General features: G+C 66.1%; 23 protein-coding genes and 1 tRNA gene. 7 read left to right on the plus strand and 17 right to left on the minus strand.

Going from position 1 to position 23887, the window contains the following annotated elements; genetic code table 11:
• Positions 1 to 38 precede the first annotated feature (38 nt).
• The 5 genes from ACZ6YI_RS06215 to ACZ6YI_RS06235 are packed head-to-tail and all read right to left on the minus strand — an operon-like array spanning position 39 to position 4673.
• Positions 39 to 641, minus strand: a complete 603-nt coding sequence (locus ACZ6YI_RS06215; RefSeq protein ID WP_440328026.1) for a response regulator transcription factor — start codon at positions 639 to 641, stop codon at positions 39 to 41.
• Complete coding sequence (locus ACZ6YI_RS06220; protein ID WP_465777885.1) at positions 638 to 1771, minus strand: sensor histidine kinase; 1134 nt, start codon at positions 1769 to 1771, stop codon at positions 638 to 640. Before ACZ6YI_RS06220 ends, ACZ6YI_RS06215 begins: the two co-directional genes overlap by 4 nt.
• Positions 1768 to 2934 carry a sensor histidine kinase gene (locus ACZ6YI_RS06225; RefSeq protein ID WP_465777886.1) on the minus strand — a complete coding sequence of 389 codons (1167 nt, stop codon included), beginning with the start codon at positions 2932 to 2934 and terminating at the stop codon, positions 1768 to 1770. Before ACZ6YI_RS06225 ends, ACZ6YI_RS06220 begins: the two co-directional genes overlap by 4 nt.
• Before the next feature lie 36 nt (positions 2935 to 2970).
• A complete protein-coding gene (locus ACZ6YI_RS06230; RefSeq protein WP_465777887.1) occupies positions 2971 to 3756 on the minus strand; it encodes an ABC transporter permease in 786 nt (261 codons plus the stop codon).
• Positions 3753 to 4673 carry an ABC transporter ATP-binding protein gene (locus ACZ6YI_RS06235; protein ID WP_465777888.1) on the minus strand — a complete coding sequence of 307 codons (921 nt, stop codon included), beginning with the start codon at positions 4671 to 4673 and terminating at the stop codon, positions 3753 to 3755. The genes ACZ6YI_RS06230 and ACZ6YI_RS06235 overlap by 4 nt, the downstream gene beginning before the upstream one ends.
• A gap of 246 nt (positions 4674 to 4919) precedes the next feature.
• Here ACZ6YI_RS06235 and ACZ6YI_RS06240 point away from each other — a divergent pair, with 246 nt between their 5' ends.
• From ACZ6YI_RS06240 to ACZ6YI_RS06260, 5 genes are all read left to right on the plus strand, one after another.
• On the plus strand, positions 4920 to 6416 hold the full coding sequence (locus tag ACZ6YI_RS06240; RefSeq protein WP_465777889.1) for an aminotransferase class III-fold pyridoxal phosphate-dependent enzyme: 1497 nt from the start codon (positions 4920 to 4922) through the stop codon (positions 6414 to 6416).
• A 184-nt stretch (positions 6417 to 6600) separates the two neighbouring features.
• On the plus strand, positions 6601 to 6909 hold the full coding sequence (locus tag ACZ6YI_RS06245; protein WP_465777890.1) for a PsiF family protein: 309 nt from the start codon (positions 6601 to 6603) through the stop codon (positions 6907 to 6909).
• A 143-nt stretch (positions 6910 to 7052) separates the two neighbouring features.
• Positions 7053 to 7691, plus strand: a complete 639-nt coding sequence (upp, locus tag ACZ6YI_RS06250; RefSeq protein WP_440328033.1) for a uracil phosphoribosyltransferase — start codon at positions 7053 to 7055, stop codon at positions 7689 to 7691.
• A 22-nt stretch (positions 7692 to 7713) separates the two neighbouring features.
• Entirely contained in the window at positions 7714 to 8130 is a 417-nt protein-coding gene (locus tag ACZ6YI_RS06255) for a hypothetical protein (protein ID WP_465777891.1), read from the plus strand.
• A gap of 142 nt (positions 8131 to 8272) precedes the next feature.
• The gene (locus ACZ6YI_RS06260) at positions 8273 to 11008 is read left to right on the plus strand and encodes a lamin tail domain-containing protein (RefSeq protein ID WP_465777892.1); all 2736 of its coding nucleotides are present in this window, start codon (positions 8273 to 8275) and stop codon (positions 11006 to 11008) included.
• Between the two features lie 158 nt (positions 11009 to 11166).
• On the opposite strand, the gene pip is transcribed toward ACZ6YI_RS06260, so the two are convergent.
• Both pip and ACZ6YI_RS06270 read right to left on the minus strand, forming a co-directional pair.
• Entirely contained in the window at positions 11167 to 12123 is a 957-nt protein-coding gene (gene pip, locus ACZ6YI_RS06265) for a prolyl aminopeptidase (RefSeq protein WP_465777893.1), read from the minus strand.
• A 163-nt stretch (positions 12124 to 12286) separates the two neighbouring features.
• Positions 12287 to 13669 carry an FAD-binding oxidoreductase gene (locus ACZ6YI_RS06270; protein ID WP_465777894.1) on the minus strand — a complete coding sequence of 461 codons (1383 nt, stop codon included), beginning with the start codon at positions 13667 to 13669 and terminating at the stop codon, positions 12287 to 12289.
• 117 nt (positions 13670 to 13786) lie between these two features.
• Between ACZ6YI_RS06270 and serA the strand changes: the two genes are divergently transcribed.
• A complete protein-coding gene (gene serA / locus ACZ6YI_RS06275; RefSeq protein WP_440329387.1) occupies positions 13787 to 15028 on the plus strand; it encodes a phosphoglycerate dehydrogenase in 1242 nt (413 codons plus the stop codon).
• Between the two features lie 91 nt (positions 15029 to 15119).
• Here serA and ACZ6YI_RS06280 read toward each other — a convergent pair whose 3' ends face one another.
• Positions 15120 to 16574, minus strand: a complete 1455-nt coding sequence (locus tag ACZ6YI_RS06280; RefSeq protein ID WP_465777895.1) for a GGDEF domain-containing protein — start codon at positions 16572 to 16574, stop codon at positions 15120 to 15122.
• 140 nt (positions 16575 to 16714) lie between these two features.
• On the opposite strand from ACZ6YI_RS06280, the gene ACZ6YI_RS06285 reads away from it, so the two are divergent.
• Entirely contained in the window at positions 16715 to 17032 is a 318-nt protein-coding gene (locus tag ACZ6YI_RS06285; RefSeq protein WP_465777896.1) for an EF-hand domain-containing protein, read from the plus strand.
• Between the two features lie 18 nt (positions 17033 to 17050).
• Here the strand turns inward: ACZ6YI_RS06285 and ACZ6YI_RS06290 are convergent, their stop codons facing one another.
• The 9 genes from ACZ6YI_RS06290 to infC all read right to left on the minus strand — a co-directional run bounded on the left by ACZ6YI_RS06290 (position 17051) and on the right by infC (position 23874).
• Positions 17051 to 18115, minus strand: a complete 1065-nt coding sequence (locus ACZ6YI_RS06290) for a linear amide C-N hydrolase (protein WP_465777897.1) — start codon at positions 18113 to 18115, stop codon at positions 17051 to 17053.
• Positions 18116 to 18268: 153 nt separating this feature from the next.
• Positions 18269 to 18345: transfer RNA gene (locus tag ACZ6YI_RS06295), tRNA-Pro, on the minus strand.
• Between the two features lie 47 nt (positions 18346 to 18392).
• A complete protein-coding gene (locus tag ACZ6YI_RS06300; RefSeq protein WP_036114913.1) occupies positions 18393 to 18749 on the minus strand; it encodes a MerR family transcriptional regulator in 357 nt (118 codons plus the stop codon).
• Positions 18730 to 19029 (minus strand): integration host factor subunit alpha, encoded by a 300-nt coding sequence (ihfA, locus tag ACZ6YI_RS06305; RefSeq protein WP_036114917.1) that lies wholly within the window; start codon positions 19027 to 19029, stop codon positions 18730 to 18732. Before ihfA ends, ACZ6YI_RS06300 begins: the two co-directional genes overlap by 20 nt.
• 1 nt (position 19030) lies before the next feature.
• Positions 19031 to 21412: a phenylalanine--tRNA ligase subunit beta gene (gene pheT / locus ACZ6YI_RS06310; protein WP_465777898.1), complete on the minus strand. Its 2382-nt coding sequence runs from the start codon at positions 21410 to 21412 to the stop codon at positions 19031 to 19033.
• A 34-nt stretch (positions 21413 to 21446) separates the two neighbouring features.
• Positions 21447 to 22439, minus strand: coding sequence for a phenylalanine--tRNA ligase subunit alpha (gene pheS / locus ACZ6YI_RS06315; RefSeq protein WP_247334544.1), 993 nt, complete (start codon positions 22437 to 22439; stop codon positions 21447 to 21449).
• 100 nt (positions 22440 to 22539) lie between these two features.
• Positions 22540 to 22899 carry a 50S ribosomal protein L20 gene (gene rplT / locus ACZ6YI_RS06320; protein ID WP_072322974.1) on the minus strand — a complete coding sequence of 120 codons (360 nt, stop codon included), beginning with the start codon at positions 22897 to 22899 and terminating at the stop codon, positions 22540 to 22542.
• A 13-nt stretch (positions 22900 to 22912) separates the two neighbouring features.
• On the minus strand, positions 22913 to 23110 hold the full coding sequence (gene rpmI / locus ACZ6YI_RS06325; RefSeq protein ID WP_045831437.1) for a 50S ribosomal protein L35: 198 nt from the start codon (positions 23108 to 23110) through the stop codon (positions 22913 to 22915).
• Positions 23111 to 23346: 236 nt separating this feature from the next.
• On the minus strand, positions 23347 to 23874 hold the full coding sequence (gene infC / locus ACZ6YI_RS06330) for a translation initiation factor IF-3 (protein WP_465777919.1): 528 nt from the start codon (positions 23872 to 23874) through the stop codon (positions 23347 to 23349).
• Between the last annotated feature and the right edge of the window lie 13 nt (positions 23875 to 23887).

Consider the following 23887-nt stretch of genomic DNA (forward strand, 5'->3'; position numbering starts at 1 on the left):
TTGTGGGAGCGCGCTTGCGCGCGATTGGCCCGGCGGCCCTAGAGCCACCCCTTCTGCCGCGCCAGCCGGTACGCCTCAATCCGGTTGGCCGCGCCGAGCTTGCCAATGGCCTCGGAGAGGTAGTTGCGCACCGTCCCGTGCGAGAGGTTCAGCTGCGTGCCGATGTCGCTGGCGGACTGCCCCTCACCCGCCAGGCGCAGCACCTGGCGCTCACGGTCATTCAGCGGATCCGCCTCGGACCATGCCTCCAGCGCCAGCTGCGGGTCGATGGCGCGGCCGCCGCGGTGGACGAGGCGCAGCGATTCGGCCAGGTTCTCGGCCGGCGCGTCCTTCAACAGGTAGCCGCTCACGCCGGCATCCAGTGCGCGGCGCAGGAAACCCGGGCGGGCGAAGGTCGTGACGATCACCACCTTGATCGGCAGCTCGTGGCGGTGGACGCGCTGGGCGATCTCGAGGCCGGTCAGGCCGGGCATCTCGATGTCGGTGACCAGCACATCGGGCTTCAGCCGCTGCAGTTCGCGCCAGGCGGTTTCGCCGTCGGCGGCGGAACCAAGCACTTCGATATCGGATTCCAGGTTCAGCAGCGCGGAAAGCGCACCACGGACCATCGCCTGGTCTTCGGCCAGCAGCACGCGGATCATGCGATGCGCTCCTTTAGCATGGCCTGGGAAAGCTCGATGGCCAGCGCCGTGCCCTGCTTAGCTGGCGAATCGATGGCGAGGCGGCCACCGATCTGGCGCACGCGCTCGCGCATGCCCGATACGCCGTTGCCGTGCGCGGCGAGCCCGCCGCAACCGTTATCCGTGATTCGCATCGAGAACGTCTGTCCTTGCTGGGTGATGATGACCTGCGCCTCGGTGGCGCGGGAATGGCGGTGGATGTTGGTGATCGCTTCGCGCAGCACGAGCGAGAGCGCGGCCTCGGCCTGCGCCGGAAGCTGGAGTTCGGCGGGCTTCTCGACGGCCAGTGCGATACCGGATGCCTCGAGCATCAGCCGCGCGGACACCAGTTCGCAACCAAGGTCGCCTGCGCGCATGCCGGTCACCGCGTTGCGCACCTCGGCCAGCGTGTGCCGCGCCACGCGCTCCACCTCTTCCATCTCGCGCTGCGCGCGCGGTGGATCGGCGATGGCGAGGCGTCGCGCGAGTTCGGATTTCAGGGTGATCAAGGACAGCGTGTGGCCGAGCAGGTCGTGCAGGTCGCGGCCGATGCGCTCGCGTTCGGCCAGTGTGGCGAGGCGGGTGACCTCTTCCTGGGTGAGGCGCAGTTGCACGTCGCGGCGGATCGTCCGCGCGTACAGGTAATTGCCGTAGCCGGTGACCAGGCCCACGAAGGGCATGACCCATGCCTGGACGGCCGGAATATCGAACCAGTGCACCCACAGCAGGGTGAGGAGGCTACTGACGGTGGTCGCGATCAACCAGGGCCGGGGCGTGGTAGCGAAGGCCAGCATCGAGATCGAGATGACCACGTATCCGATCGCAACCGGGTTGACCGTCCACAGCGCGAAGCCCATACCGATAACGGTCGCCCCGTTGCGAACCATATGGCGCAGCGGCCCGAAGAACACCTGCAGGTAGCAAGCCACGTACACGAACATCGAGAGGACCGAAGGGAGGACCCATTCCCATTGGAAGCCCTTCACAGACCACGGCGCGGTGATCAGCGCTACCAGCCAGAACATCTGCAGGATGCACGTCCAGCGCAGGTAAACCGGTGAATTCAGGCTCCCCATCAGGGAGTCGGGCCGCGGATGCCTCCACCAGTTCACGAAGCGAGTCTCCGCGACTCGGCCGGCATCTCCCTGCGCTCGTCCGCCGTGAGCGGGACACGGATCATCACCCGCGTACCCTTCCCCTTTGCCGATTCAAACGACATGCTGCCGCCGAGTGCGCGCACACGTTCGCGCATGCCGCACACGCCGTTGCCCTCGGAGCCTGCGGTGCCGCGCCCGTTGTCCGCGATGCACAGGGTCAGCTCATTGCCGATGACCTGGACCTTCGCGTCGGCGGTGGTCGCCTGCGCGTGGCGGTGGATGTTGACCACGGCTTCGCGCAGCACCAAAGCCAGCTCGCTTTCCATGCGCGCAGGGAGTACGGGTACTTCGGTGATGTAATCGAAGGTCACCGAGGACGAACCGAGCAGGACACGCGCGGAAGCCAGTTCGGCGGCCAGGCCAGTCGCGCGGATGCCGGTGACGGCGGCGCGGACCTCGGCCAGCGCATGCCGTGCGACACGCTCGGCTTCTTCCATTTCGCGGCGCGCGGCATCGGTGTCGCGGTCGAGCAGCCGTCGCGAGAGTTCCAGCTTCAGCGTGATCAGCGACAGCGTGTGGCCGAGCAGGTCGTGCAGGTCGCGGCCAATGCGTTCGCGCTCGGCGGTGGCGGCGAGGCGGCGCACTTCATCGTGCGAAAGCTTGAGCTCCCATTCCTTTTGCCCGTTGATCCGCCAGAGCAGGTTCGCGATGGCCACGAACAGGTAGACCATGCCGAGGATGAGCGTCGGTTGCCAGCCCCAGTCGCGCGCGACGTTTGCGGCGATGATGTAGCCACCGAGCACGGCCAGGACACGCAGCACGCAGACCCGTGGCGAGCCCGAGAACGCCATGAACGAACCGGCGAAGATGACATACGACGTGCCACCCGCCGAATTCACGCCGACCGTGGCGTAGCCCAGCAAAGCCATGGCCAGCCCGTACCACGGGGTGTGCCGACAGGGCCGGATGTAGGCCAGGCCGTACAGCGCGAGGAACGTGATGAACGACAGGATCGTCACCCACCACCAGTCATCACCGACCGTCCCGTTGAAACCCACGTCGGCGAACGCCCAGATCACCCACACCAGGTTAAACAGCGAGGCGATCCGTGCCTTGCCCCGGCCTTCGAGGCGACGCCAGAGCGAATCAGGGGTCGGGGTGAACCACGACGTGGACATGGGCGTTCCCGGGACGGTGCTGGAAAGCATGCTACTTCAACCGTGGCGTGCCAGACGACGGGCGGCAAGCGTGAGGAAGACCACCGTGAAGCCTGCCAGGACCAGGCCGTGGACCAGCTCGCCACCCTGCCCCATGCCGATCGCCGAGAGCGCCAGCTGGTCGAGGTGGTACGCCGGCCACAGCGGCGCAATGGCCTGCAGGAACTTCGGCATGACCGAGAGCGGGAACCAGAGGCCTGAAAGGAAGGCCATCGGCAGGTAAACCAGGTTGACCAGGCCCGGGGCGGACTGCCCCTTCGCCAGCGTGCCGATCAGCAGGCCCAGCGAACAGAACACCAGCACGCCGAGTACCTCGGTGATGAAGAACGTGGCGATGTTGCCCGCGCCAAGCGACACGTGGGCACCGAAGATCGCAAGGCACAGCATGATCGTGGTGATCACCGCGGCCATCATCAGCGCCATGCACATCTTGCCGAACAGGTAAGCGCCGGGCGGCATCGGCAGCGCGCGTTTCAGCGTGAGCAGGCCCTGCTCGCGATCGATGGCCAGCGACACGCCGAAACCGAACAGGCCGGGTGCCATCACGCCGAACGTGCCGTACGACGCGAGCAGGTAACGCGCCGCATCGGGTGAATTGTGCTGGGCGAGGAAGATGCCGAACATCAGGTAGAACACGGACGGGAACAGCATGGTCGGCAGGAGGAAGCCCGGCAGGCGCAGGTAGCGCAGCACCTCGGCGCGTGCTTCCTGGACGTACGCGTTCACGACCTGGGCGAACGACATGGCCGGCGTGGCGGAGCCTTCGAGCGTGTTCGTGTTCATGCGGCCTCCTGCGCGGCATCGGCCGCTTCGCTATCGCGGGTGATTTCGGTGAAGGCCTCGGCCAGGCCAGCGCGCTGCACTTCGAGTTCGGAGAGCGTGGCGTCCTGCGCGAGCAGGCGGCGCACGACCGTTTCGGCCTGCGTGGTCGCGACGACCAGGCGGCCCTGCTGCGACAGCGCACTCTCCACTTCCGGCCATGCGGCGACGGTTTCCGCCGGGACGCTCGTGATGCAGCGGATGCGGCGCACCGCCACGTGGGCACGCAACGCGTCCACCGTGCCTTCCGTGACGACGCGGCCCTTCGCGATGACGCAGACCCGATCCGCCAGCGCTTCGGCTTCTTCCAGGTAATGCGTGGTCAACACCACCGAGGCGCCACCGGCAACGAGGCTGCGGATAGCGGCCCAGAGCGCCTGGCGGGAGGTGATATCCATGCCGACGGTCGGCTCGTCCAGGAACAGCAGTTCCGGGTGGCCGGCCAGGGCCATCGCGAACTGCACGCGGCGCTGCTGGCCGCCCGAGAGCGCCACGTAGCGGCGCTCCAGCAGGTCGGTGATGCCGGCGAGCGTTGCGCATTCCGCCACGGTGCGCGGGGTCGGGTAGTAGCTGGCGGTGACCCGCAGCAACTCCCGCACCTTGAGCGTCGGCGGCAGGTTGGCCGACTGCAGCATGACGCCGATGCGGCGGCGGGCGTCGATCTCATGCGGGTCACGGCCGAACAGGCTGACGTTGCCGCTATCCGCCTGCTGCAGGCCCAGCAGAAGGCTGATGCTGGTGGTCTTGCCGGCCCCGTTCGGGCCAAGCAGCGCCAGCAGTTCGCCGCGATGGATGTTGAGGTGGATGCCGTCCAGCGCGGTGACCGCGCCGTACCGCTTGTGGACGCCGTCGAGGCGGGCGATGCAGGTGTCTTCGTTCATGGTGTCCTCCCTTGCGACGCAACATAAACGGACGCAACCCCTTGGTGGCAGTCGCTTGCGTCATTGTGCGGATGTGACAAGCGTCACCCGGGGGTTACGGGGCAAAAAAGCGCATGCTATGCTGGGTCAATAATCCCTTTAAAGATAGATAGTTAGAGACACATTAAGGGATCTGCAGCGGCACTGTAGGAGCGCGCTCGGGCGCGATCCAAAGCCGCCTCACCACGTAACACTGAGGAATGGTTAATGGACGTCATCGCTACCCTGCGCGAGATGCGCGACTTCGGCGGCAAGGCCCGCACCACCGGCCTGCCCGATGCCACCATCCAGCGCTTCGCCGCCCATGACGCCAGCCTGCGCCGCGCCATCGAAGAGGCCGCCGCCTATCACCAGGGCCTGCGCGCCAGCATGGGCGAGTTCCTGCGCATGGATGAGGATGCCCAGATCCACCACCTGCAGTGCGGGCTGGTGAACTTCTACCCGGATGATGGCGTGAACCCGTACGTGCCCGCCGCCGCGCGCGGCCCGTGGGTGGTGACGCTGAAGGGTGCCGTGCTCCACGACGATGGCGGGTACGGCATGCTCGGCTTCGGCCACAACCCGGAGCACATCCTCGAGGCGATGTCGCGCCCGCAGGTCATGGCCAACGTGATGACCGCCAATGTCTCGCAGCTCCGCCTGTGCGAAGCACTGCGCAAGGAACTCGGCCAGACCCGCGGCGGCAGCCCTTACTCGCACTTCCTCTGCCTGAACTCGGGCTCCGAGTCGGTGACCCTGGCCGGCCGCATCGCCGACGTGAACGCCCGCATCATGACCGACCCGGGTGCACGCCATGCTGGCCGCACCATCAAGCGCCTCGCCGTGAAGGGTGCGTTCCACGGCCGCACCGAGCGCCCGGCGATCTATTCGGATTCCTCGCGCCGCAACTACCAGCAGCACCTGGCCAGCTTCCGTAACGAGGACACGCTGATCACGGTCGAGCCGTACAACGTCGCGTCGCTGAAGCAGGCGTTCGCGGATGCGGACCGCAACGGCTGGTTCATCGAAGCCATGTTCCTCGAGCCGGTCATGGGTGAAGGCGACCCGGGCCGTGCGGTGACGCCGGAGTTCTACGCGGCTGCACGCGAACTCACCCGCGAGCACGGCACCCTGCTCCTGGTCGATTCGATCCAGGCGGGCCTGCGTGCGCATGGCGTGCTGTCGGTCATCGATTACCCGGGCTTCGAGAAGCTCGACCCGCCGGACCTCGAGACCTTCTCGAAGGCGCTCAACGCCGGCCAGTACCCGCTTTCCGTGCTCGCCGTTTCCGAGAAGGTCGCCGGCCTGTACCGCAAGGGCATCTACGGCAACACCATGACCGCCAACCCGCGCGCGCTGGATGTCGCCGTGGCGACCATGGCCGAGCTCACCGACGAAGTGCGCCAGAACATCCGCGAGCGCGGCAAGGAATTCCTGCAGAAGCTGGAAGGGCTGAAGTCCGAGCTGGGCGGCCTGATCACCAAGGTGCAGGGCACCGGCCTGCTGTTCTCGTGCGAACTCGCCAACGAGTTCAAGTGCTACGGCGAAGGTTCCACCGAGGAATACATGCGCGAGCGCGGCATCGGCGTGATCCACGGCGGCGCAAACTCGCTGCGCTTCACCCCGCACTTCCGCGTCACCAGCGCCGAGGTCGACCTCATCATCGATGAAGTCCGCCACGCCCTGCTCGAAGGCCCGCGCCGCGCGGCCGAACAGGCGGCCTGATCGGCCACCGCCGTGGGGGGGGGGGGGGGGGGGGGGGGGGGGGGGGGGGGTTGGGGGGGGCCCCCCCCCCCCCCCCGCCCCCACCCCCGCTCCCACAACCAAGGCGCACCCTGCCCCCTTTCCGTTTGAGAAAAGGCGTAAGCTCGCGGACGCCGGGCTGACCGGCGTCACGTAGGGGTTCGCCATGCGCGTGCAGTTTCGTGTCCTTGCCGTTTCCGCCCTCTTCGTTTTCGCTGGCTCCGCCTTCGCCGCGCAGCCGCAAGCCCAGAAAGACCTGACCCCGCAGCAGACGCGGATGAAGACCTGCAACGCGCAGGCCACCGGCAAGACCGGTGATGACCGGAAGACCTTCATGAGCAGCTGCCTGAAGGGCGAACAGCCGGCCAAGATGACCCAGCAGGACAAGATGAAGGCCTGCAACGCCGACCCGAAAGCCAAGACGCTGAAGGGCGATGAGCGGAAGGCGTTTATGAGTTCGTGCTTGAAGGGTTGAGGGTTTCGCGGGCACTTATCGCGCGCAAGCGCGCTCCCACAACAGCAGCGCCCCTGTGGGAGCGCGCTTGCGCGCGATGGGGCGTGCGACGCGGCCCAGCCGTGCGAAAATGGCCACATCGAAACCACCGCCCGGCCCTGCTCATGAAAATCGTTGAAGTCCGCCACCCCCTCATCCAGCACAAGCTCGGCCTGATGCGTGCCGCCGGCATCAGCACCAAGGAGTTCCGCGAGCTGGCTTCCGAGGTCGCCGCGCTGCTCACCTACGAGGCGACGGCGGACATGGAAACCGAGTGCAAGACCATCCAGGGCTGGGCCGGCCCGGTCGAGGTCACCCATATCAAGGGCAAGAAGGTCACGATCGTGCCGATCCTGCGCGCGGGCCTCGGCATGCTCACGGGCGTGCTCGAGATGATCCCGGCCGCCAAGGTCAGCGTTGTCGGCCTGCAGCGCGATGAAGAAACCCTGCAGCCGGTGGCTTACTACGAGAAGCTCAGCGGCCGCATGGATGAGCGCACGGCGATCATCGTCGACCCGATGCTGGCGACCGCCGGCACCCTGGTCGCAACGGTCGACATGCTGAAGGCCGCGGGCGCAAAGCGCATCAAGGGCCTGTTCCTCGTGGCCGCGCCGGAAGGCCTGGCGCGCATCGAGGCCGCCCATCCGGATATCGAGATCTACACCGCCTCGATCGACGACCACCTCAACGAACTGGGCTACATCCTGCCGGGCCTGGGCGATGCCGGTGACAAGATTTTTGGTACGAAGCAGAAAGCCGACTGAATAACGACCTCAGGGGGAGGCCATGGACGAAATGAAGCAGTACGCGGTAGGCCCTGCATCACTCGCTGACACCGCCGAGGCGAAGGGCCGACGGCGTGCAAGGAGGCCGTTGGCGGTGTGGCTGGTCCTCGCCTACGCGATCCTTTGGGTTGGCGGCATCGTTTTCGCGCTATCCCAGATGAACTACCTGGCGATGCTCGACAGCGGTCAGCGCTCGCTGCTTTCAGAAGTGGTGGGTTTCGCCTTCCCACTCACGGTGCTCATCGGCGCCCTGTACCTCCTGGCCATGCGCAAGGCGGCGATCTGGATCTTCGGTGCTCACGCGCTTTGGGGCATTCTCCATTTCGTGCAGCACCGTGGCGACATTTTCGGGCTAGCTATCGACGTTGCCGTAACGGTCTACGCCTGGCGCCTGGCCCAGCGCGGCGAGCTCCGGTAACCCCATTCACGCGCCCCGTCACATTCGGTTGTCACAAAAGCGAGGCAAAATCCTGCGGCGGACCTGACAGGGGGAGCGCCGCCGCAGGGGATTGCGGGCGTCTTGGGTCGCGTACAACTCAACGACTCGAGGGGATTATCGAATGCGTTCGACCAAGCAGCAGCGCGCCCTGTGGGCGGCGCTCGCCGGCCTCATGGCCGTCTCGTCGCTCCAGGCGGCGGATCTTTCCATCACCCAGTTCCGCGTCCGCGGCCCGGCTGGCGGCAACGACGAATTCGTCGAAGTCCAGAACTCCGGCACCGCCCCGCTGGATGTGTCGGGCTACAAGCTCAACGCCTCCAACAGCGCCGGCACGACGGGTACCCGTTTCACGTTCCCGGCCGGCGTGACCATCGCCCCGGGTTGCTACCTGCTGCTGGCTAACACCGCCAGCTCCGGTTACTCCGGCAGCGTGGCGTTCGACCAGAAGTACTCGACCGGCGTCACCGACGATGGCGGCCTCGCCCTCCTCGACGCCTCGGGCACGGTCATCGACCAGGTCGGCCTGAGCGCCGGCTCGGCCTACAAGCTCGGCACGCCGCTGGCGAGCCTGGGCAGCACCAATGGCGACCAGGGCTACGGCCGCAAGACCAACGCCGCCGGCTTCCCGCAGTCCACGGGCGATAATTCCGCCGACTGGGTGAAGGTCGCCCCGACCACCCCGCATAACAGCGCCAGCACCTGCGTGGCCCAGGGCCCGAGCCTGTCGATCGCCGACGCCTCGGTGAGCCTGCGCAACGCCGATGACGTCGCGATGCCGTTCACCGTGACGCTGAGCCAGGCCGGCGCCGCTGACGTCACCGTGCACGCCGCCACGGCCGACGATACCGCCACGGTCGCCGCGGGCGACTACGACGCGGTCAACACCGACCTCACCATCCCGGCTGGCCAGACCACGGCCACCGTGTCGGTGAACGTGCACGGCGCGAAGGCCGCCGGCCCGGACAAGGCGTTCAAGGTGAACCTCACCAACGCCTCGGGTGACGTCGCGCTGGCCAAGGCCACCGCCGTCGGCGCGATCCTCAACGAGATCCCGGTTGCTGCCGAAATCTGGCAGATCACCGGCCACGACCAGGTCTCGCCGCTGCTTGGCAAGCGCGTGTCGACCAAGGGCAACATCGTGACGGCCGTAGGCCCGGCGGGCTTCACCATGCAGACGCCCGACGCCCGCGCCGATAACGATGCGCTGACCTCGAACGGCATCTACGTGTTCACCAGCACGGCGCCGACGGTGAAGGCCGGCGACCAGGTGGACGTGGAAGCCACGGTCGACAACTACTTCAACCTGCCGGAACTGAAGAACGCGACGATCACGACGACGATGCACGGCGCGCGCCTGCCGGCCGCGGTCGTCTTCAACGACAAGGTCCCGTCGAACGATCCGAACGCCCTCTCCTGCGGCACGACGAACTACCAGTGCTTCGTGGGCATGCGCGTCACGATCAACAACGGCATGATCACCACCGGCAACCTGCGCTTCAGCAACGAGCCGTTCGCCGAGGTGTACATCACCGCCAACGGCCAGCGCTCGCTGCGCAAGCCGGGCGTGCGTTACACGGTGCCGGTGCCCGATGGCGTGAACCTGCCGAACTGGTCGGGCAACCCCGAAGTGCTGAAGATGAACACGGCCGATTTCGGCGCCGTGCCCGCCAACACGCCGTACAACGCCGGCACCACCTTCAAGGCGGAAGGCGTGATCTCGTATGCGTTCGGCGCGTACACGTTCATCCCGAGCAAGATCACCATCACCAAGGCCAACCCGCTGCCGCGTCCGGTCGATAGCCGTCCGTTCTACGCCGCGCGCATCGGTGCTTTCAACATGGAGCGCTTCTGCGATACGGACTTCAACACCACGTTCACCTGCAGCGGCGGCAGCACCGAGCCGACGGCGGACGAGGTGAAGCTGAAGACCCAGCGTCTCTCCGCGTACGTCGGTAGCGTGCTGAAGCTGCCGGATATCCTCTCGGTCGAAGAGGTGAAGAGCCTCGCCGTGCTGCAGGGCCTGGCCAAGCAGCTGGGTGACGATTACCCGGTGCAGTACGAGGCGTTCCTGCAGCCGGGCCACGACCCGAGCGGCATCAACGTCGGCTTCCTGGTCCGTACCGATCGCGTCCGCGTGGTCAGCGTGCGCCAGCTCGACGCGGATGCCACCTGGGATGATGGCGGCACGCAGTCGTTCCTGCATGACCACCCGCCGCTGCTGCTCACGGCCGACGTGCCCGCGATCATCGGCCGCATGCGCGTCAACGTGATCGCCGTGCACCCGAAGGCTCGCCAGAACGTCGACAAGACCGGCACCACGGCCGACCGTGACCGCCAGAAGCGTTTCCTCCAGGCACAGTCGCTCGCGAACCAGGTGCAGTTGCTGCAGACCGACAAGAAGAACCTGCTCACCCCGATCATGGTGGTGGGTGACTTCAACTCGTACCAGTTCAGCGATGGCTTCACCGACGTGGTGGGCCTGGTCTCGGGCAAGTACGACGACAGCCAGAACCTGCTGAAGCTCGGCAAGAACATCGTCAAGCCGGCACTCTGGAACGCGGTGGATTCGGTGCCCGCGCAGGATCGCTACTCGTTCCTGTTCACCGAGAACTTCGGCAACATCCAGGGCCAGGCCCCGCGCTCGGTGCCGACGCACCAGGTGCTGGACCATGCGCTGCTCAACACCATCGCGCGTGGTCTGTTCATCCGCATGGAATACGGCCGCGGCAACCTCGACGCCCCGGTGCAGACGCTGGATGATTCGGCGAAGGAAACCGGTGTGAAGAAGGCGATCGGTTCGTCCGACCACGATGGTTTCGTGGTGGACCTGCTGACGCTGCCTTCGATCCTGTTCTAAGCACGACGCACGTGATGTAAAAAGGCGCCCGGCTCACACCGGGCGCCTTTTTTTTATCGGCTGTTGTGGGAGCGCGCTTGCGCGCGATCCAGTCCGCCGCGAGCACCCATCGCGCGCAAGCGCGCTCCCACAACGAAGGGTGCGCGCGAGCGGTGGTATTACTTCGCGAAAGCGTCCGTCGCGCGGACGAGCTCGCGGGTGATGCCGGGCTCGAAGGCGGAGTGGCCGGCATCCTGGACGATGCGCAGCTGTGCCTCGGGGAACGCGCGGTGCAGGTCCCATGCGCTGCGCACCGGGCAGACCACGTCGTAGCGGCCCTGCACGATCACCGTTGGGATATGGCGGATCTTGCCGACATCACGCAGCAGCTGGCCATCGACCTCAAAGAAGCCGGCGTTGACGAAGTAATGGCACTCGATGCGCGCGAACGCCAGGGCGAACTCGTCTTCGCCGCTGGAGGCCATGTGGCCTTCATCCTGGTAGAGATAGCTCGTGGCGGCTTCCCACACCGACCACGCACGCGCCGCGGCGACGCGGACGACCGGATCGCTGCTGGTGAGGCGGCGGTGGTATGCGCTTATCAGGTCGCCGTGCTCGGCCTGCGGGATCGCGGAGAGATAGGTCTCCCACGCATCCGGATAGAGCTGGTCGCAACCGCCCTGGTAGAACCACTCCAGCTCGCTGCGGCGGAGCATGAAGATGCCGCGCAGGACGAGTTCGCTCACCTGTTTCGGATGGGTCTGCGCGTAGGCCAGCGCCAGCGTCGAGCCCCACGAGCCGCCGAACACCTGCCACTGGTCGATGCCCAGGTGCTTGCGGATGCGCTCGATGTCTTCAACCAGGTCCCAGGTCGTGTTGCCTTCCAGCTCCGCATGCGGGGTGGACTTGCCGCAGCCGCGCTGGTCGAACAGGACGATGCGGTACTTCGCCGGATCGAAGAAGCGACGGCAGCGCGGGTTGGTGCCGCCGCCCGGGCCACCGTGGAGGAACACCACCGGCTTGCCGTTCGGGTTGCCGCTCTGCTCGTAGTAGAGGGTATGCAGCTCGGACACCTTGAGCGAACCGACGTCGTACGGCTCGATCGCGGGGTACAGGTCGGGGGATTCCTGGGCCATGGGGGTGTCGCCTTGGGGGATGGGGGAAATGTTACAAGGGTAACCTACCCTGCCCCCGGCCTGTACCGGCCGTCCGGGAGCATCGCGCGCAAGCGCGCTCCCACAACGTCAGCCGCGCCCGCCCCCCCTGTGGGAGCGCGCTTGCGCGCGATAGCCTCCCCGGCTAGAGCAACTTTCCCGGGTTCATTAACCCTTTTGGATCCAGGACGCTCTTGATCCCCCGCATCAAGGCAATCTCCGCCTCCGAGCGCACACTGCCCAGCCACGGCTTCTTGACCAGCCCGATCCCGTGTTCAGCCGATATCGAACCCTCGTGCCGCTCCAGGGTTTCGACCAGCAGCGTCGTCACATGCTCGCACTGCTCGACGAAGGTGGCGTACTCGACGCCATCAGGCTTCAGAACGTTGATATGCAGGTTCCCGTCGCCGATATGGCCGAACCAGACCACATCGACGTCCGGGTAGCCCTCTTCGAGCAAGGCCTGCATCTCGGCCATGAAGGCCGGCACCCGTGAGATCCGCACCGACACGTCGTTCTTGTACGGCTTGTACTTCGCCAGGCTCTCGGTGATGCCCTCGCGCAGCCGCCACAGTGCCGCAGCCTGGGCGTCCGACGAGGAGATCACGCCGTCGACGACCCAGCCCTCCTCCATGCAAAGCTCGAAGAAGCCCAGCGCGTCCGCTTCCGCCTTCTCGTCAGCGGCGTCGAACTCGGTGACCACGTAGAAAGGGTGTGTCTCATCGAACGGAGCCTGCGCGCCATGCTCGAGCACGTGGTGCAGCGCCCGGTCGGTAAAGAATTCGAATGCCTCCAGGCGCAGCCGATGGCGCGCCTCGGCGAACACCTTCATCAGCGCATCCATGGCCGGCACGGCCAGGAGCATCACCTGCGTCGCGGGTGGCGGCGACGTCAGCGCCAGCGTGGCTTCGACCACGATGCCCAGGGTGCCTTCCGAGCCGATGAAGAGGTGACGCAGGTCGTAGCCCGACGCGTTCTTGACCAGGCCCTTGTTGAGGTCCAGCAACTCGCCGCTGCCGGTCACGACCTTCAGGCCCATGACCCACTGGCGGGTGTTGCCGTAGCGGATGACCCGGATGCCGCCGGCATTCGTCGCGATATTGCCGCCGATCTGGCAGGAACCGCGTGCGGCGAAATCCACCGGATAGATCAGCCCGTGTTCCTTCGCCGCGTTGTGCACCGCCTCAAGCGCGATGCCGGGCTGGACCGTCAGGGTCCGGTCGACCGGATCGAAGGCCAGCACCTTGTTCATTCGGTCCAGCGAGACGACCAGCTCGCCGTTCGCAGCTACGGCACCGCCGGAGAGCCCGGTGCGGCCGCCTGACGGCACTATGGCGACCCCGTGCTCGTTGGCCCAGCGGACCACCGCCTGGACCTCGGCGATGTCCGCCGGAAAGGCGATCGCCAGCGGCGCGGGCGTCCAGCGGCGCGTCCAGTCACGGCCATGGTGTTCCAGGTCCCCGGGCCCGGTGGAGAGCTTCAGGCCGGGCAGCTGGCGGGCGAGTTCGGTCAGGCGCGGATCGCTCATGGGTGTCTCGCAAGGGTGGCCATCCGAGGGTGCCAGTGCGCGGCGACCTCGTCCACTGCACTGCAACATCGCGGTCACGTTCTGGCATAGTGGAGCTTCACTTCGCTGGAGACCGGGCTGGCCATGAAGCGCACGTCGTACCCCAAAGAGGACATCAAGGTGCTGCTCTTGGAAGGCGTCAGCCGGAGCGCCCTGGATACCTTCCGCCAGGCCGGTTACACCCAGATCGAGTTCCACGAGAAGTCGCTGCCCGAGGATGAGCTGCGCGAGCGCATCGCGGACGCGCACATCGTGGGCATCCGCTCACGCACCCACCTGACCGCCGAGGTACTGGCCGAGGCACGCCGGCTGATCGCCGTGGGCTGCTTCTGCATCGGCACCAACCAGGTCGACACGGCCGAGGCCGAGCGGCTCGGCGTGCCGGTGTTCAACGCACCCTATTCCAATACGCGCAGCGTGGCCGAGCTGGTGATCGCCGAGGCGATCATGTTGATGCGCCGCATCCCCGAGAAGAACGCGCAGTGCCATCGCGGCGGCTGGTCGAAGTCCGCCGCCGGCAGCTTTGAAGTGCGCGACAAGGTGCTGGGCATCGTCGGTTACGGCCACATCGGCACGCAGGTCGGCGTCCTCGCCGAATCGCTGGGCATGCGGGTGATCTTCCACGATGTCGAGGCGAAGCTTTCGCTGGGCAACGCCCGCCCCGCGTCGAACCTGGAGGACCTGCTCGAGCGCGCTGACGTCGTGACGCTGCACGTGCCGGAAACCCCGCAGACGAAGCTGATGATCGGCGCGGCCGAGATCGGCCGGATGCGCCCGGGCAGCATGCTGATCAACGCCTCGCGCGGCACGGTCGTCGACATCGACGCGCTCGCCGCCGCGCTGCATTCGAAGCACCTGGCCGGCGCAGCCATCGATGTCTTCCCGGTTGAACCCAAGGGCAACGACGATCCGTTCGTCTCACCGCTGGTCGGCATGGATAACGTGATCCTGACCCCGCACGTCGGTGGCAGCACCGGTGAAGCCCAGGAGAACATCGGTATCGAGGTGGCCTCCAAGCTGGTGCGCTACAGCGACAACGGCAGCACGCTCTCGGCGGTGAATTTCCCCGAGGTCTCGCTCCCCGGCCACGCGACCAGCCGCCGCCTGCTGCACATCCACCGCAATATCCCCGGCGTGCTCTCGCGGGTGAACGACGTCTTCTCGCGTGCCGCCGTCAATATCGACGGCCAGTACCTGCAGACGTCGGGACAGGTGGGTTACGTGGTGATCGATGTGACCACGACGGAAGAGCATGCGGCGGCGTTGCGCAACGAGCTTGCCGCGATCGATGGCACGCTTAGGGCACGCGCGTTGTATTGAAGTCATCCGCGCTCTGGCATCGCGCGCAAGCGCGCTCCCACAGGGCCGTGCCTGCTGTTGTGGGAGCGCGCTTGCGCGCGATCGCGGTGCGTCAGCCTTCGGCGACGACGCGGTGGCGGCCGCGTTCCTTGGCCTTGTAGAGGCGGCTGTCGGCGACGCCGATGAACGGCAGCACGGCATCGTGTTCACCCGGCACCAGCGTGTTCACGCCGGCGCTCAGGGTCAGGCGCTTGCCCGGGCCCACGCCGGCATGCGGGATCAGTGCCTTGTCGATGAGATCCAGGCAACGCCAGGCCATGGCCATGGCCGCGGCCTCGTCGGTGTTCGGGAGCAGTAGCACGAACTCCTCGCCACCGAACCGGCACAACAGGTCGTCGGTGTTCCGCACGCCGCCGGCCAGTGCCTTCGCCACGCGCTTCAGGCATTCATCGCCTTCGAGATGGCCGTAGTGGTCGTTGTACTGCTTGAAGAAATCGATATCGAGGACCACCACGGACAGTGGATGCCGCGCCTGGCGCGCATCGCGCCAGCGGGTTTCCATCACTGCGTCGAAGCGACGGCGGTTGGCGACCCCGGTCAGGCCGTCCTTGAAGGAAAGCTCTTCCAGCTCGCGTTGCATGTCGAGCAGCTTTTCTTCCGTGCGCTTGCGTTCGCTGATATCGAACATGAAGCCGATCAGCGCATTCGGGGTACCGTCTTCATTGCGAACCACGTGGACCACATCGCGGATCCAGACGAATTCACCGTCCTTCCGCAACGCCCGGTAGTCCGCTTCGTGATCGATGCCCGCCTGCGATTGCGATACGCAGAAGTTGAACACCCACTCGCGATCCTCGGGGTGCATGCGGTCAGCCCAGTCCTGGACGGTCTGCCAGGACTGCGGCGACCAGCCGAGCAGCTCTTCGATCTGCGGGCCGATGTAGGCGAAGCGCAGGGTCGCCCAGTCGATCTTCCACGGGATGGCGCGTGTGGATTCAAGCAGCGTTTTATAAACGCTGATGTCTTCGGCAAGGATGGCGTCGTCGATGCTCATGGTCGTTTCCGGCGGCGCGGCAAGGTCTTCTTCAAGGGCAACGCCTTCGAGTGGCAACCCTGCGAATAGTTCAAGGATGGAGAGGGTCGCCTCCGGCGCTTCCACCAGTGCAGTGCTCCCATCGGGCACCTGGATGTAGATACGCGGTGCCCCACCCTTCGCCCCGCGCACATGTTCCATCAGCCACATGACGCTTTCCGGGATACTGCGCCGCAGGGTGTCGTGATCGTAGCGGTCGCGCATGCCCGATGGGGCAAGGTAGACCTGCTTGATGATGCTGGGCACCTCGAGGCCGCGCAGGGCTTCCTGGCAGGGTGTCGGGTGGTAAACGCCCGCGGGGTCGACCCGGCCGACAAGGGTCACCGCGTGGCCGGGGCCCGCCCAGCCGCCTTCGGGGGCCTCGCCGAGGGCGAGATCCAGGAGTGCCGGATCGATCTGCTTGTGACTGGCCACCCTGGCCTTGGCCTGCGCGAGCGCTTCACGCGCCCGCTGCCGTGCTTCCGTTCCAGACATCGGTAACCCCCATGGCCCCCGGGCCATGTTCTTATGCGTCCTCCTAGTATCGGCCAGAACCGTGTCAGCTTGAGAACGTCGTCACACTTCGCTGAGCCACGGAGTGGTACCGGTAGGCACCTGCCCCCAGGAGATCGTGCATGGCTTCCCGGATGATCCGACTCGCGGCCATGGCCGCCCTCTGCACCCTCCCGGTGCTGGCCGTGGCCCAGACGGGCCTGGGCTCAGCCGCGACCTACGCCTCCAAGCAGCTACACCAGAAGTTCCTGAAGGCCGACAAGGACAAGGACGGGTTCCTGACGAAGGAAGAGGCCGAGGCGGGGAACATGCCCGAGACGGCCAAGAACTTCGACAAGATCGATACCACCGGACGCGGCAAGGTCTCCGAAAAGGAGATCCAGACCTACCTGCTCCAGCAGGCCGGGACGAAGGCGGCGAAGCCACCCGGGGGCATGTGAGCCCGGGGCCGGCCGGCCTTAGTGCAGGCCGGCGAAGCGGAACGGCTGGGCGGTAACGAAGCTGGCCGAGACCTCGCCGGCGAAGGTGTGCCGTTGGTCCGCACCCAGGTCGAGTTTGCGCACCGGCGCGCCCGCCGCGAAATCGATCTTCTTCAGGTCGACCCAGAAGGTGTTGGGCGTAACCGCTGACTCGAACAGGTAGAGCCGGCGCTTATGGTCGAACACGCTGCGCCACCGCGTCGATGAGATATTCGGCTGGTCGGGCGTGGTAATGCCCAAGGGCACCGAGACATTGCGGATCACGGAAAAGACGCTCGCCAGCGCCAGATCGGGGTCGTCGCTTTTCGGGATGGCATTTACGTAGAACGACGCGCGGGCGAAGCGATCCGCCGAGCGGTTCGTCCCCGGCAGCATGACCGTGCCGCCGATCCCTTCCCAATAGGTATTCAGCGCCAGCTGCTCGTCGAAGGTCGGCGAGTTGGTCATGACCTGGTATTTGCGATCGTGGTGGATGACCTGTTTGCCGCCGATGTATTCGACGATGGCGCTATCGCCCGTTGCGTCTGACATCGAAAGGTGCAGCGTCGCAAGGCGCGGCTCACCGGGGACTTCATCGGTGACGACCACGAAAGGCTCTTTTTCCAGCGCTTTTACCGCCTCGTCCACCGTGGCGTAATGGTCGAGGACGTATTGCGCCCACAGCGCAATGCTTAGCGTGTGGTCGCCCTTCTTCGGTTTCGGGTAGCTGGACTCAACCAGCCACAGCACATTCGCCATCAGGCCTTTTTCGTTCGCGCCATCGGTCGTGGATACGTCATAACCGGTCGCGATGACGCTACCGTACTTCGACGTCCACGCCACCGACCCCGGGCCAGCTTCGCCAACGCGTTTCATGCCACGCGGGAAGATCCACAGGTTCGTGCCGACATCGACCTTCCAGTCCATCGACCGTGCGGTGATGACGTCGTCGTTGTTGCCGAGGTAGACCACGCGTGTGCAGGCGTCCGTGGCCATGGGCGCGGCGCATAACGCCATGAGCAGCGCGCACACGCCGTGCAGCGTGTTTCGTTTAGGTCTGATCATTGCGAAGCTCCGACGAAGTAGCCCTCCCCTGCCAGCGGGAGCATACGCCCGCTGTGGCACGGAACCATTAGGAAGTTTTACTTACCGTAGACCGCTCATGCGGATTCGCACAAACGAAAAAAGGCGCCCCAATGGGACGCCTTTTCGAATAATTGGTCGGGGTGGCGAGATTCGAACTCGCGACCACTACACCCCCAGCGTAGTGCGCTACCAGGCTGCGCTACACCCCGACGAGCTAACGATTGTAGCAGCAACGCCCTGCCCTGCGGAAGCAGGATCAGCGGCGCAGCAGCGTAAGTACTTCTTCCAGTTCCAGGCGGACCTGGCGCACGATCTGGTGCGACATGCTGGCTTCCATGCGGGCCTGGGGGCCCTCAAGGCGGGCGCGGGCGCCCGTGATGGTGAAGCCTTCGTCGTACAGCAACGAGCGGATCTGGCGGATCATGAGCACGTCGTGCCGCTGGTAGTAACGGCGGTTGCCACGGCGCTTGACGGGCTTGAGGGCCGGGAACTCCTGCTCCCAATAGCGCAGCACGTGCGGTTTGACGCCACACAGCTCGCTGACCTCACCAATGGTGAAGTAGCGCTTCGCCGGGATGGCGGGGAGTTCGGTGTTATTCCCTGGATCCAGCATAGCCCTCGACTCTTACCTTGAGTTTCTGGCCAGGACGGAAGGTGACTACCCGCCGGGCCGAGATGGGGATTTCTTCGCCGGTCTTGGGATTACGACCGGGCCGCTGATTCTTCTGTCGCAGGTCGAAGTTGCCAAAACCCGACAATTTCACCTGTTCGCCTCGCTCCAGGGCTTCACGGACCACTTCGAAATAAGCGTCCACGAATTCCTTGGCCTCACGCTTGTTGAGGCCTACGTCGAGGAAAAGCCGCTCGGCCATTTCCGCCTTGGTCAGCGCCATCTTATCCTCGCAATCTCGCCTTGCATGTCTGCTCCAATGCTTTCACCGCGTCTGCCACGCAAGCGTCGGCATCGTCGTCGGTAAGGGTGCGTGAAGCGTCCTGTAAAATCAAGCCCATAGCGAGACTCTTTCGCCCTTCCTCGACGCCCTTGCCCACGTAGCGATCGAACAGGCGGACCTCCTTCAGGAGCTCGCCGAGGGCGCCGCGGACAGCGCCTTCCACGCTGGCCCAGGCCACGTCTTCCGGCAGGTCCATGGCGATGTCGCGGCGGACCGCCGGGAAGCGGGCCACGCGGGTGGCGTTCGGCATGCGGCGGGTGAGCACCGGCTCCAGGGCCAGCTCCATCACGTACACGTCCGGACCCAGGTCGAGTGCCTTGGCAAGCGCCGGGTGCAGCGCGCCGAGGAAGCCGGCCGGCTGGCCATCGCGGAGCACGCGGGCGCCCCGACCCGGGTGCAGCCATGCGGGCAGGCCCTCCGAGTCGACGGACCAGCGCTGGGCTTCACCCGTGTGCGCGACCAGCGCATCGAGGTCACCCTTGAGGTCGTAGAAATCGACCGGGCGCGAGGCGTCGCCCCACTGCTCGGCACGCGCGGTGCCCGAGGCGACCACGGCCACGCGGCCGATCTCGTCCGGGGCGCCGCCGGTGGCGTGGAAGCTGCGCGCTACTTCGAACAGGCGCACGCGATCCTGCTGGCGGGCGCGGTTATGGCGCAGCGCCTCCACCAGGCCCGGCAGCAGCGAGGTGCGCATCACGGCCAGGTCGGCCGAGAGCGGGTTCGCGAGCGGGACCCAGGCGTGGTCGAGCTGCCAGGTCTTGAGCAGGTCGGCGCTGACGAAGGAAAGCGTCACCGCCTCGAAGTAACCACGAGCAGCGAGCTGGTCACGCAGGGCCATCTCCGGCAGGCGCGCCTCGGCCACCGGTTCCAGCGCGATCTTGCCGGCCGGGGTGGTGGTCGGGATGCGCTCGTAGCCATGGATGCGGGCCACTTCCTCGATCAGGTCTTCTTCGATCTCGATATCGAAGCGGCTGCTCGGCGGGGTCACGCGCCAGCCATCCGGGATCTCTTCCACGCCCATGCCGAGCGCGGTGAAGATGCGGGTGACTTCAGCGGCAGCGACTTCGATACCGAGGATGCGGCGCAGGCGGGCGTGGCGCAGGAGCACCGGCGCATGCGCGCGCAGGTGTTCGCCGAGCTCGGCGGTGGTCACCGGGCCGGCCTGGCCACCGGCGATCTGGATCAACAGCTCGGTGGCGCGTTCGAGGGCACGCTTCGGCAGGGCCGGATCCACGCCGCGCTCGAAGCGGTGCGAGGCATCGGTGTGCATGCCGAGCTTGCGCGCGCGGCCCATGATGGCGGCCGGCGCGAAGTGCGCGGCCTCCAGGAACACGTTGCGGGTGGCATCGGTGACGCGCGAGTCGAACCCACCCATCACGCCGGCGACGGCCAGGGCCTTCGCTTCATCGGCGATCACGACGAACGACGGGTCGAGCTTTGCATCGCTGCCATCGAGCAGCTTGAGCACCTCGCCCTCGCCCGCGTGGCGGACGACGACGCTGCCGCTGAGCTGGTCGCTATCGAATGCGTGCAGCGGCTGGCCGAGCTCCATCATCACGTAGTTGGTGACGTCGACGACGGGGCTGATCGGGCGCAGGCCAGCACGGCGGAGGCGCTCGGCCATCCACAGCGGGGTCTTTGCGGTCGTGTCGACGCCTTCGATGATGCGGCCGAGGTAGCGCGGCGCATCGGCGCCGGCATCCAGGCGCACGGCACGGGTGGCACCCGTGGTGGCCGGGACATCCGCTACACCGGCGGCGCGCACATGGCTGCCGAAGAGCGCGGCGACGTCGTGGGCCAGGCCGTTGAGGCCGAGCACGTCGGGGCGGTTCGGGGTGATCTTGAGTTCGATGCTGGCATCGGGCAGGCCGAGGTATTCCGCCAGCGACGTGCCGACCGGCGCATCCGCCGGCAGCTCGAGCAGGCCGGAGGCATCGGCATCGATACCCAGCTCTTTCGCGGAGCAGAGCATGCCGAACGATTCCACGCCGCGCAGCTTCGCCGCCTTGATGGCGATGCCGCCCGGGAGGGTGGCGCCGACGGTGGCCAGGGGCACGCGGATGCCAACACGGGCGTTCGGGGCGCCGCAGACGATCTGCAGCAGTTCGCCCTGCCCTGCGTCGACCTTGCACACCTGCAGGCGGTCGGCTTCGGGATGCTTCGTGGCTTCGACGATCTCGACGACGACGACGCCGTCGAGGCCATCGCCCAGGGCGGTGACTTCTTCGACTTCCAGGCCCGACATGGTCAGCGCGTGCACCAGCGCCGCGCGATCCGCGTCGATGCTTACCAGTTCACGCAGCCAGTTTTCGGAGAATTTCATGGGAGCGACTCGTATGCGTTAAGGGCGGCGTGGATCAGGCGAACTGGCGCAGGAAGCGCAGGTCGTTCTCGAAGAACGCACGCAGGTCGCTGACGCCATAGCGCAGCATGGCGAAACGTTCGACGCCCAGGCCGAACGCGAAGCCGCTGTAGCGCTCCGGATCGATGCCGCAGTTCTTCAGCACGGTGGGGTGCACCATGCCGCAGCCAAGCACCTCGAGCCAGCGGGTGCTGCCGTCTTCGGCATCCCAGCGGATATCCACTTCGGCCGAGGGCTCGGTGAAGGGGAAGTAGCTGGGGCGGAAGCGCATCTCGAAGTCGCGCTCGAAGAACGCACGGATGAACTCGGCCAGCGTGCCCTTCAGGTCGGCGAAGCTGGAGGTCTCGTCGACCAGCAGGCCCTCGATCTGGTGGAACATCGGCGAGTGGGTCTGGTCCGAATCGCTGCGGTAGACCTTGCCCGGCGCGATGATGCGGATCGGCGGCTGGCGGCCCTGCATCGAGCGGATCTGCACCGGCGAGGTATGCGTGCGCAGCAGGCGGCCGTCACCAAAGTAGAAGGTGTCGTGCATCGCGCGCGCCGGGTGGTGCGGCGGGAAGTTCAGCGCTTCGAAGTTGTGCCAGTCGTCTTCGATCTCCGGGCCATCGGCGCGCTGGTAACCCAGGCGGCCAAAGATGTCGGAGATGCGCTCGAGGGCACGGGTGATCGGGTGGATGCCGCCGTATTCGCCATCGCGGCCCGGCAGGGTCACGTCGATGCGTTCGGAGGCGAGGCGGCGGTCGAGCTCGGCCTGTTCCAGCGCCTGCTTGCGGGCGGCAATGGCGTCGGTGAGGCGCTCCTTGACCCGGTTCACTTCGGCGCCGCGCGCCTTGCGCTCTTCGCCGGTGAGCTGGCCCAGGGCCTTCAGGGCGGCGGTGACCGCGCCGTTCTTGCCCAGCAGGGCGACACGCACGCTATCCAGCGCCTCGAGCGAGGCTGCCGATTCGATATCGCGCAGGGAGGCGTCGACGTTCTCGATCGATTCCATCGGTTTTCCTGGAGAACAAAAAGAAATGGGGAGAAGGCAAGGCCTTCTCCCCACGTCATCCATCATCGCGCGATATGACTACCGCGCGTGGTAAAGCGGATTACGCAGCCAGACTGGCCTTGGCCTTCTCTGCGATAGCGCCAAACGCCTTGATGTCGTGCACGGCGAGGTCGGCGAGGACCTTGCGGTCGACCGAGATGTTCGCCTTCGCCAGGCCGTTGATGAGGCGGCTGTACGAGAGACCGAACTGGCGGGCAGCGGCATTGATACGGACGATCCACAGCGCGCGGAACTGGCGCTTGCGCTGCTTGCGGCCGATGTAGGCGTACTGGCCAGCCTTGATGACGGCCTGGTTAGCTACGCGGAATACCTTGCGACGGGCGTTGTAGTAGCCCTTCGCACGGCCGATGATCTTCTTGTGACGACGACGGGCGGTAACGCCGCGCTTAACACGTGCCATGACTTAGTCTCCCTTAGAGATACGGCAGCATCCGAGCCACACCCTTGGTGTCGCACGGCTTGACGTGGTTGGGAGCGCGCAGGCCGCGCTTACGCTTGGTCGACTTCTTGGTCAGGATGTGCGACTTGAAGGCGTGACCGGCCTTGAACTTGCCGGACGCGGTCTTGCGAAAACGCTTCGCAGCCGCCCGGTTGGTCTTGATCTTGGGCATCGGAATGCTCCCTTTTCGGGTTTCTGACTGAACCGGCGGCTGGCCCTTGGGCCCGCGCTTTCCTTCCTGCCGGGTACGGTACACGGCCCATCCATACGGACCGAGCCGGCGATGATACACAAAAATTATGGGTTTGTGTAGAAGCCGGCGCTAGACAGCACTGTGGGAGTGAGCTTGCGAACGAGGGCCCCGGGCCGAGGCACCATCGTTCGCAAGCTCACTCCCACAGGAGCCGATCAGGCCTTCTTCTTCGGGCCGATCATCATGACCATCTGGCGGCCTTCGAGGCGCGGGAAGGACTCCACCACGCCGTCTTCGCCGATGTCCGCCTGGATCTTCCTGGCCAGGTTCTGGCCCAGGTCCTGGTGGGACATTTCACGGCCGCGGAAGCGGATCGTGACCTTGACCTTGTCGCCTTCCTCAAGGAACTCACGCATCTTGCGGAGCTTGATGTCGTAGTCGCCCACGTCCGTCACCGGACGGAACTTCACTTCCTTGATCTCGACCTGCTTCTGCTTCTTCTTCGCAGCAGAGGCCTTCTTCTGGGCTTCGAACTTGAACTTGCCGTAATCCATGATCTTGCAGACCGGCGGATCGCCGTTCGGCTGGATTTCGACGAGGTCGAGACCGTCCTCTTCGGCGCGGCGGATGGCGTCACGGGTGTCCATGATGCCCAGCTGCTCGCCCTCGGGACCCAGCACGCGCACTTTCGGCACGCGGATCTCATTGTTCTTGCGATTGCCCTTGTTATCGGTCGTAGCGATACCGCTATCCTCC

Source organism: Luteibacter sp. NPDC104163, assembly GCF_055584245.1.

Bases quoted from the DNA above. Each gene is read 5' to 3' on its own strand.
- ACZ6YI_RS06255 (WP_465777891.1), top strand. From the start codon at position 7,714: ATGGACGAAATGAAGCAGTACGCGGTAGGCCCTGCATCACTCGCTGAC.
- ACZ6YI_RS06240 (WP_465777889.1), top strand. From the start codon at position 4,920: ATGGACGTCATCGCTACCCTGCGCGAGATGCGCGACTTCGGCGGCAAG.
- ACZ6YI_RS06270 (WP_465777894.1), bottom strand. From the start codon at position 13,669: ATGAGCGATCCGCGCCTGACCGAACTCGCCCGCCAGCTGCCCGGCCTG.
- pip (WP_465777893.1), bottom strand. From the start codon at position 12,123: ATGGCCCAGGAATCCCCCGACCTGTACCCCGCGATCGAGCCGTACGAC.
- ACZ6YI_RS06235 (WP_465777888.1), bottom strand. From the start codon at position 4,673: ATGAACGAAGACACCTGCATCGCCCGCCTCGACGGCGTCCACAAGCGG.
- rpmI (WP_045831437.1), bottom strand. From the start codon at position 23,110: ATGCCCAAGATCAAGACCAACCGGGCGGCTGCGAAGCGTTTTCGCAAG.
- ACZ6YI_RS06225 (WP_465777886.1), bottom strand. From the start codon at position 2,934: ATGTCCACGTCGTGGTTCACCCCGACCCCTGATTCGCTCTGGCGTCGC.
- pheS (WP_247334544.1), bottom strand. From the start codon at position 22,439: ATGGAATCGATCGAGAACGTCGACGCCTCCCTGCGCGATATCGAATCG.
- rplT (WP_072322974.1), bottom strand. From the start codon at position 22,899: ATGGCACGTGTTAAGCGCGGCGTTACCGCCCGTCGTCGTCACAAGAAG.
- ACZ6YI_RS06285 (WP_465777896.1), top strand. From the start codon at position 16,715: ATGGCTTCCCGGATGATCCGACTCGCGGCCATGGCCGCCCTCTGCACC.
- ACZ6YI_RS06280 (WP_465777895.1), bottom strand. From the start codon at position 16,574: ATGTCTGGAACGGAAGCACGGCAGCGGGCGCGTGAAGCGCTCGCGCAG.
- ACZ6YI_RS06230 (WP_465777887.1), bottom strand. From the start codon at position 3,756: ATGAACACGAACACGCTCGAAGGCTCCGCCACGCCGGCCATGTCGTTC.
- pheT (WP_465777898.1), bottom strand. From the start codon at position 21,412: ATGAAATTCTCCGAAAACTGGCTGCGTGAACTGGTAAGCATCGACGCG.
- ihfA (WP_036114917.1), bottom strand. From the start codon at position 19,029: ATGGCGCTGACCAAGGCGGAAATGGCCGAGCGGCTTTTCCTCGACGTA.
- ACZ6YI_RS06290 (WP_465777897.1), bottom strand. From the start codon at position 18,115: ATGATCAGACCTAAACGAAACACGCTGCACGGCGTGTGCGCGCTGCTC.
- ACZ6YI_RS06245 (WP_465777890.1), top strand. From the start codon at position 6,601: ATGCGCGTGCAGTTTCGTGTCCTTGCCGTTTCCGCCCTCTTCGTTTTC.
- ACZ6YI_RS06260 (WP_465777892.1), top strand. From the start codon at position 8,273: ATGCGTTCGACCAAGCAGCAGCGCGCCCTGTGGGCGGCGCTCGCCGGC.
- ACZ6YI_RS06215 (WP_440328026.1), bottom strand. From the start codon at position 641: ATGATCCGCGTGCTGCTGGCCGAAGACCAGGCGATGGTCCGTGGTGCG.
- ACZ6YI_RS06300 (WP_036114913.1), bottom strand. From the start codon at position 18,749: ATGCTGGATCCAGGGAATAACACCGAACTCCCCGCCATCCCGGCGAAG.
- upp (WP_440328033.1), top strand. From the start codon at position 7,053: ATGAAAATCGTTGAAGTCCGCCACCCCCTCATCCAGCACAAGCTCGGC.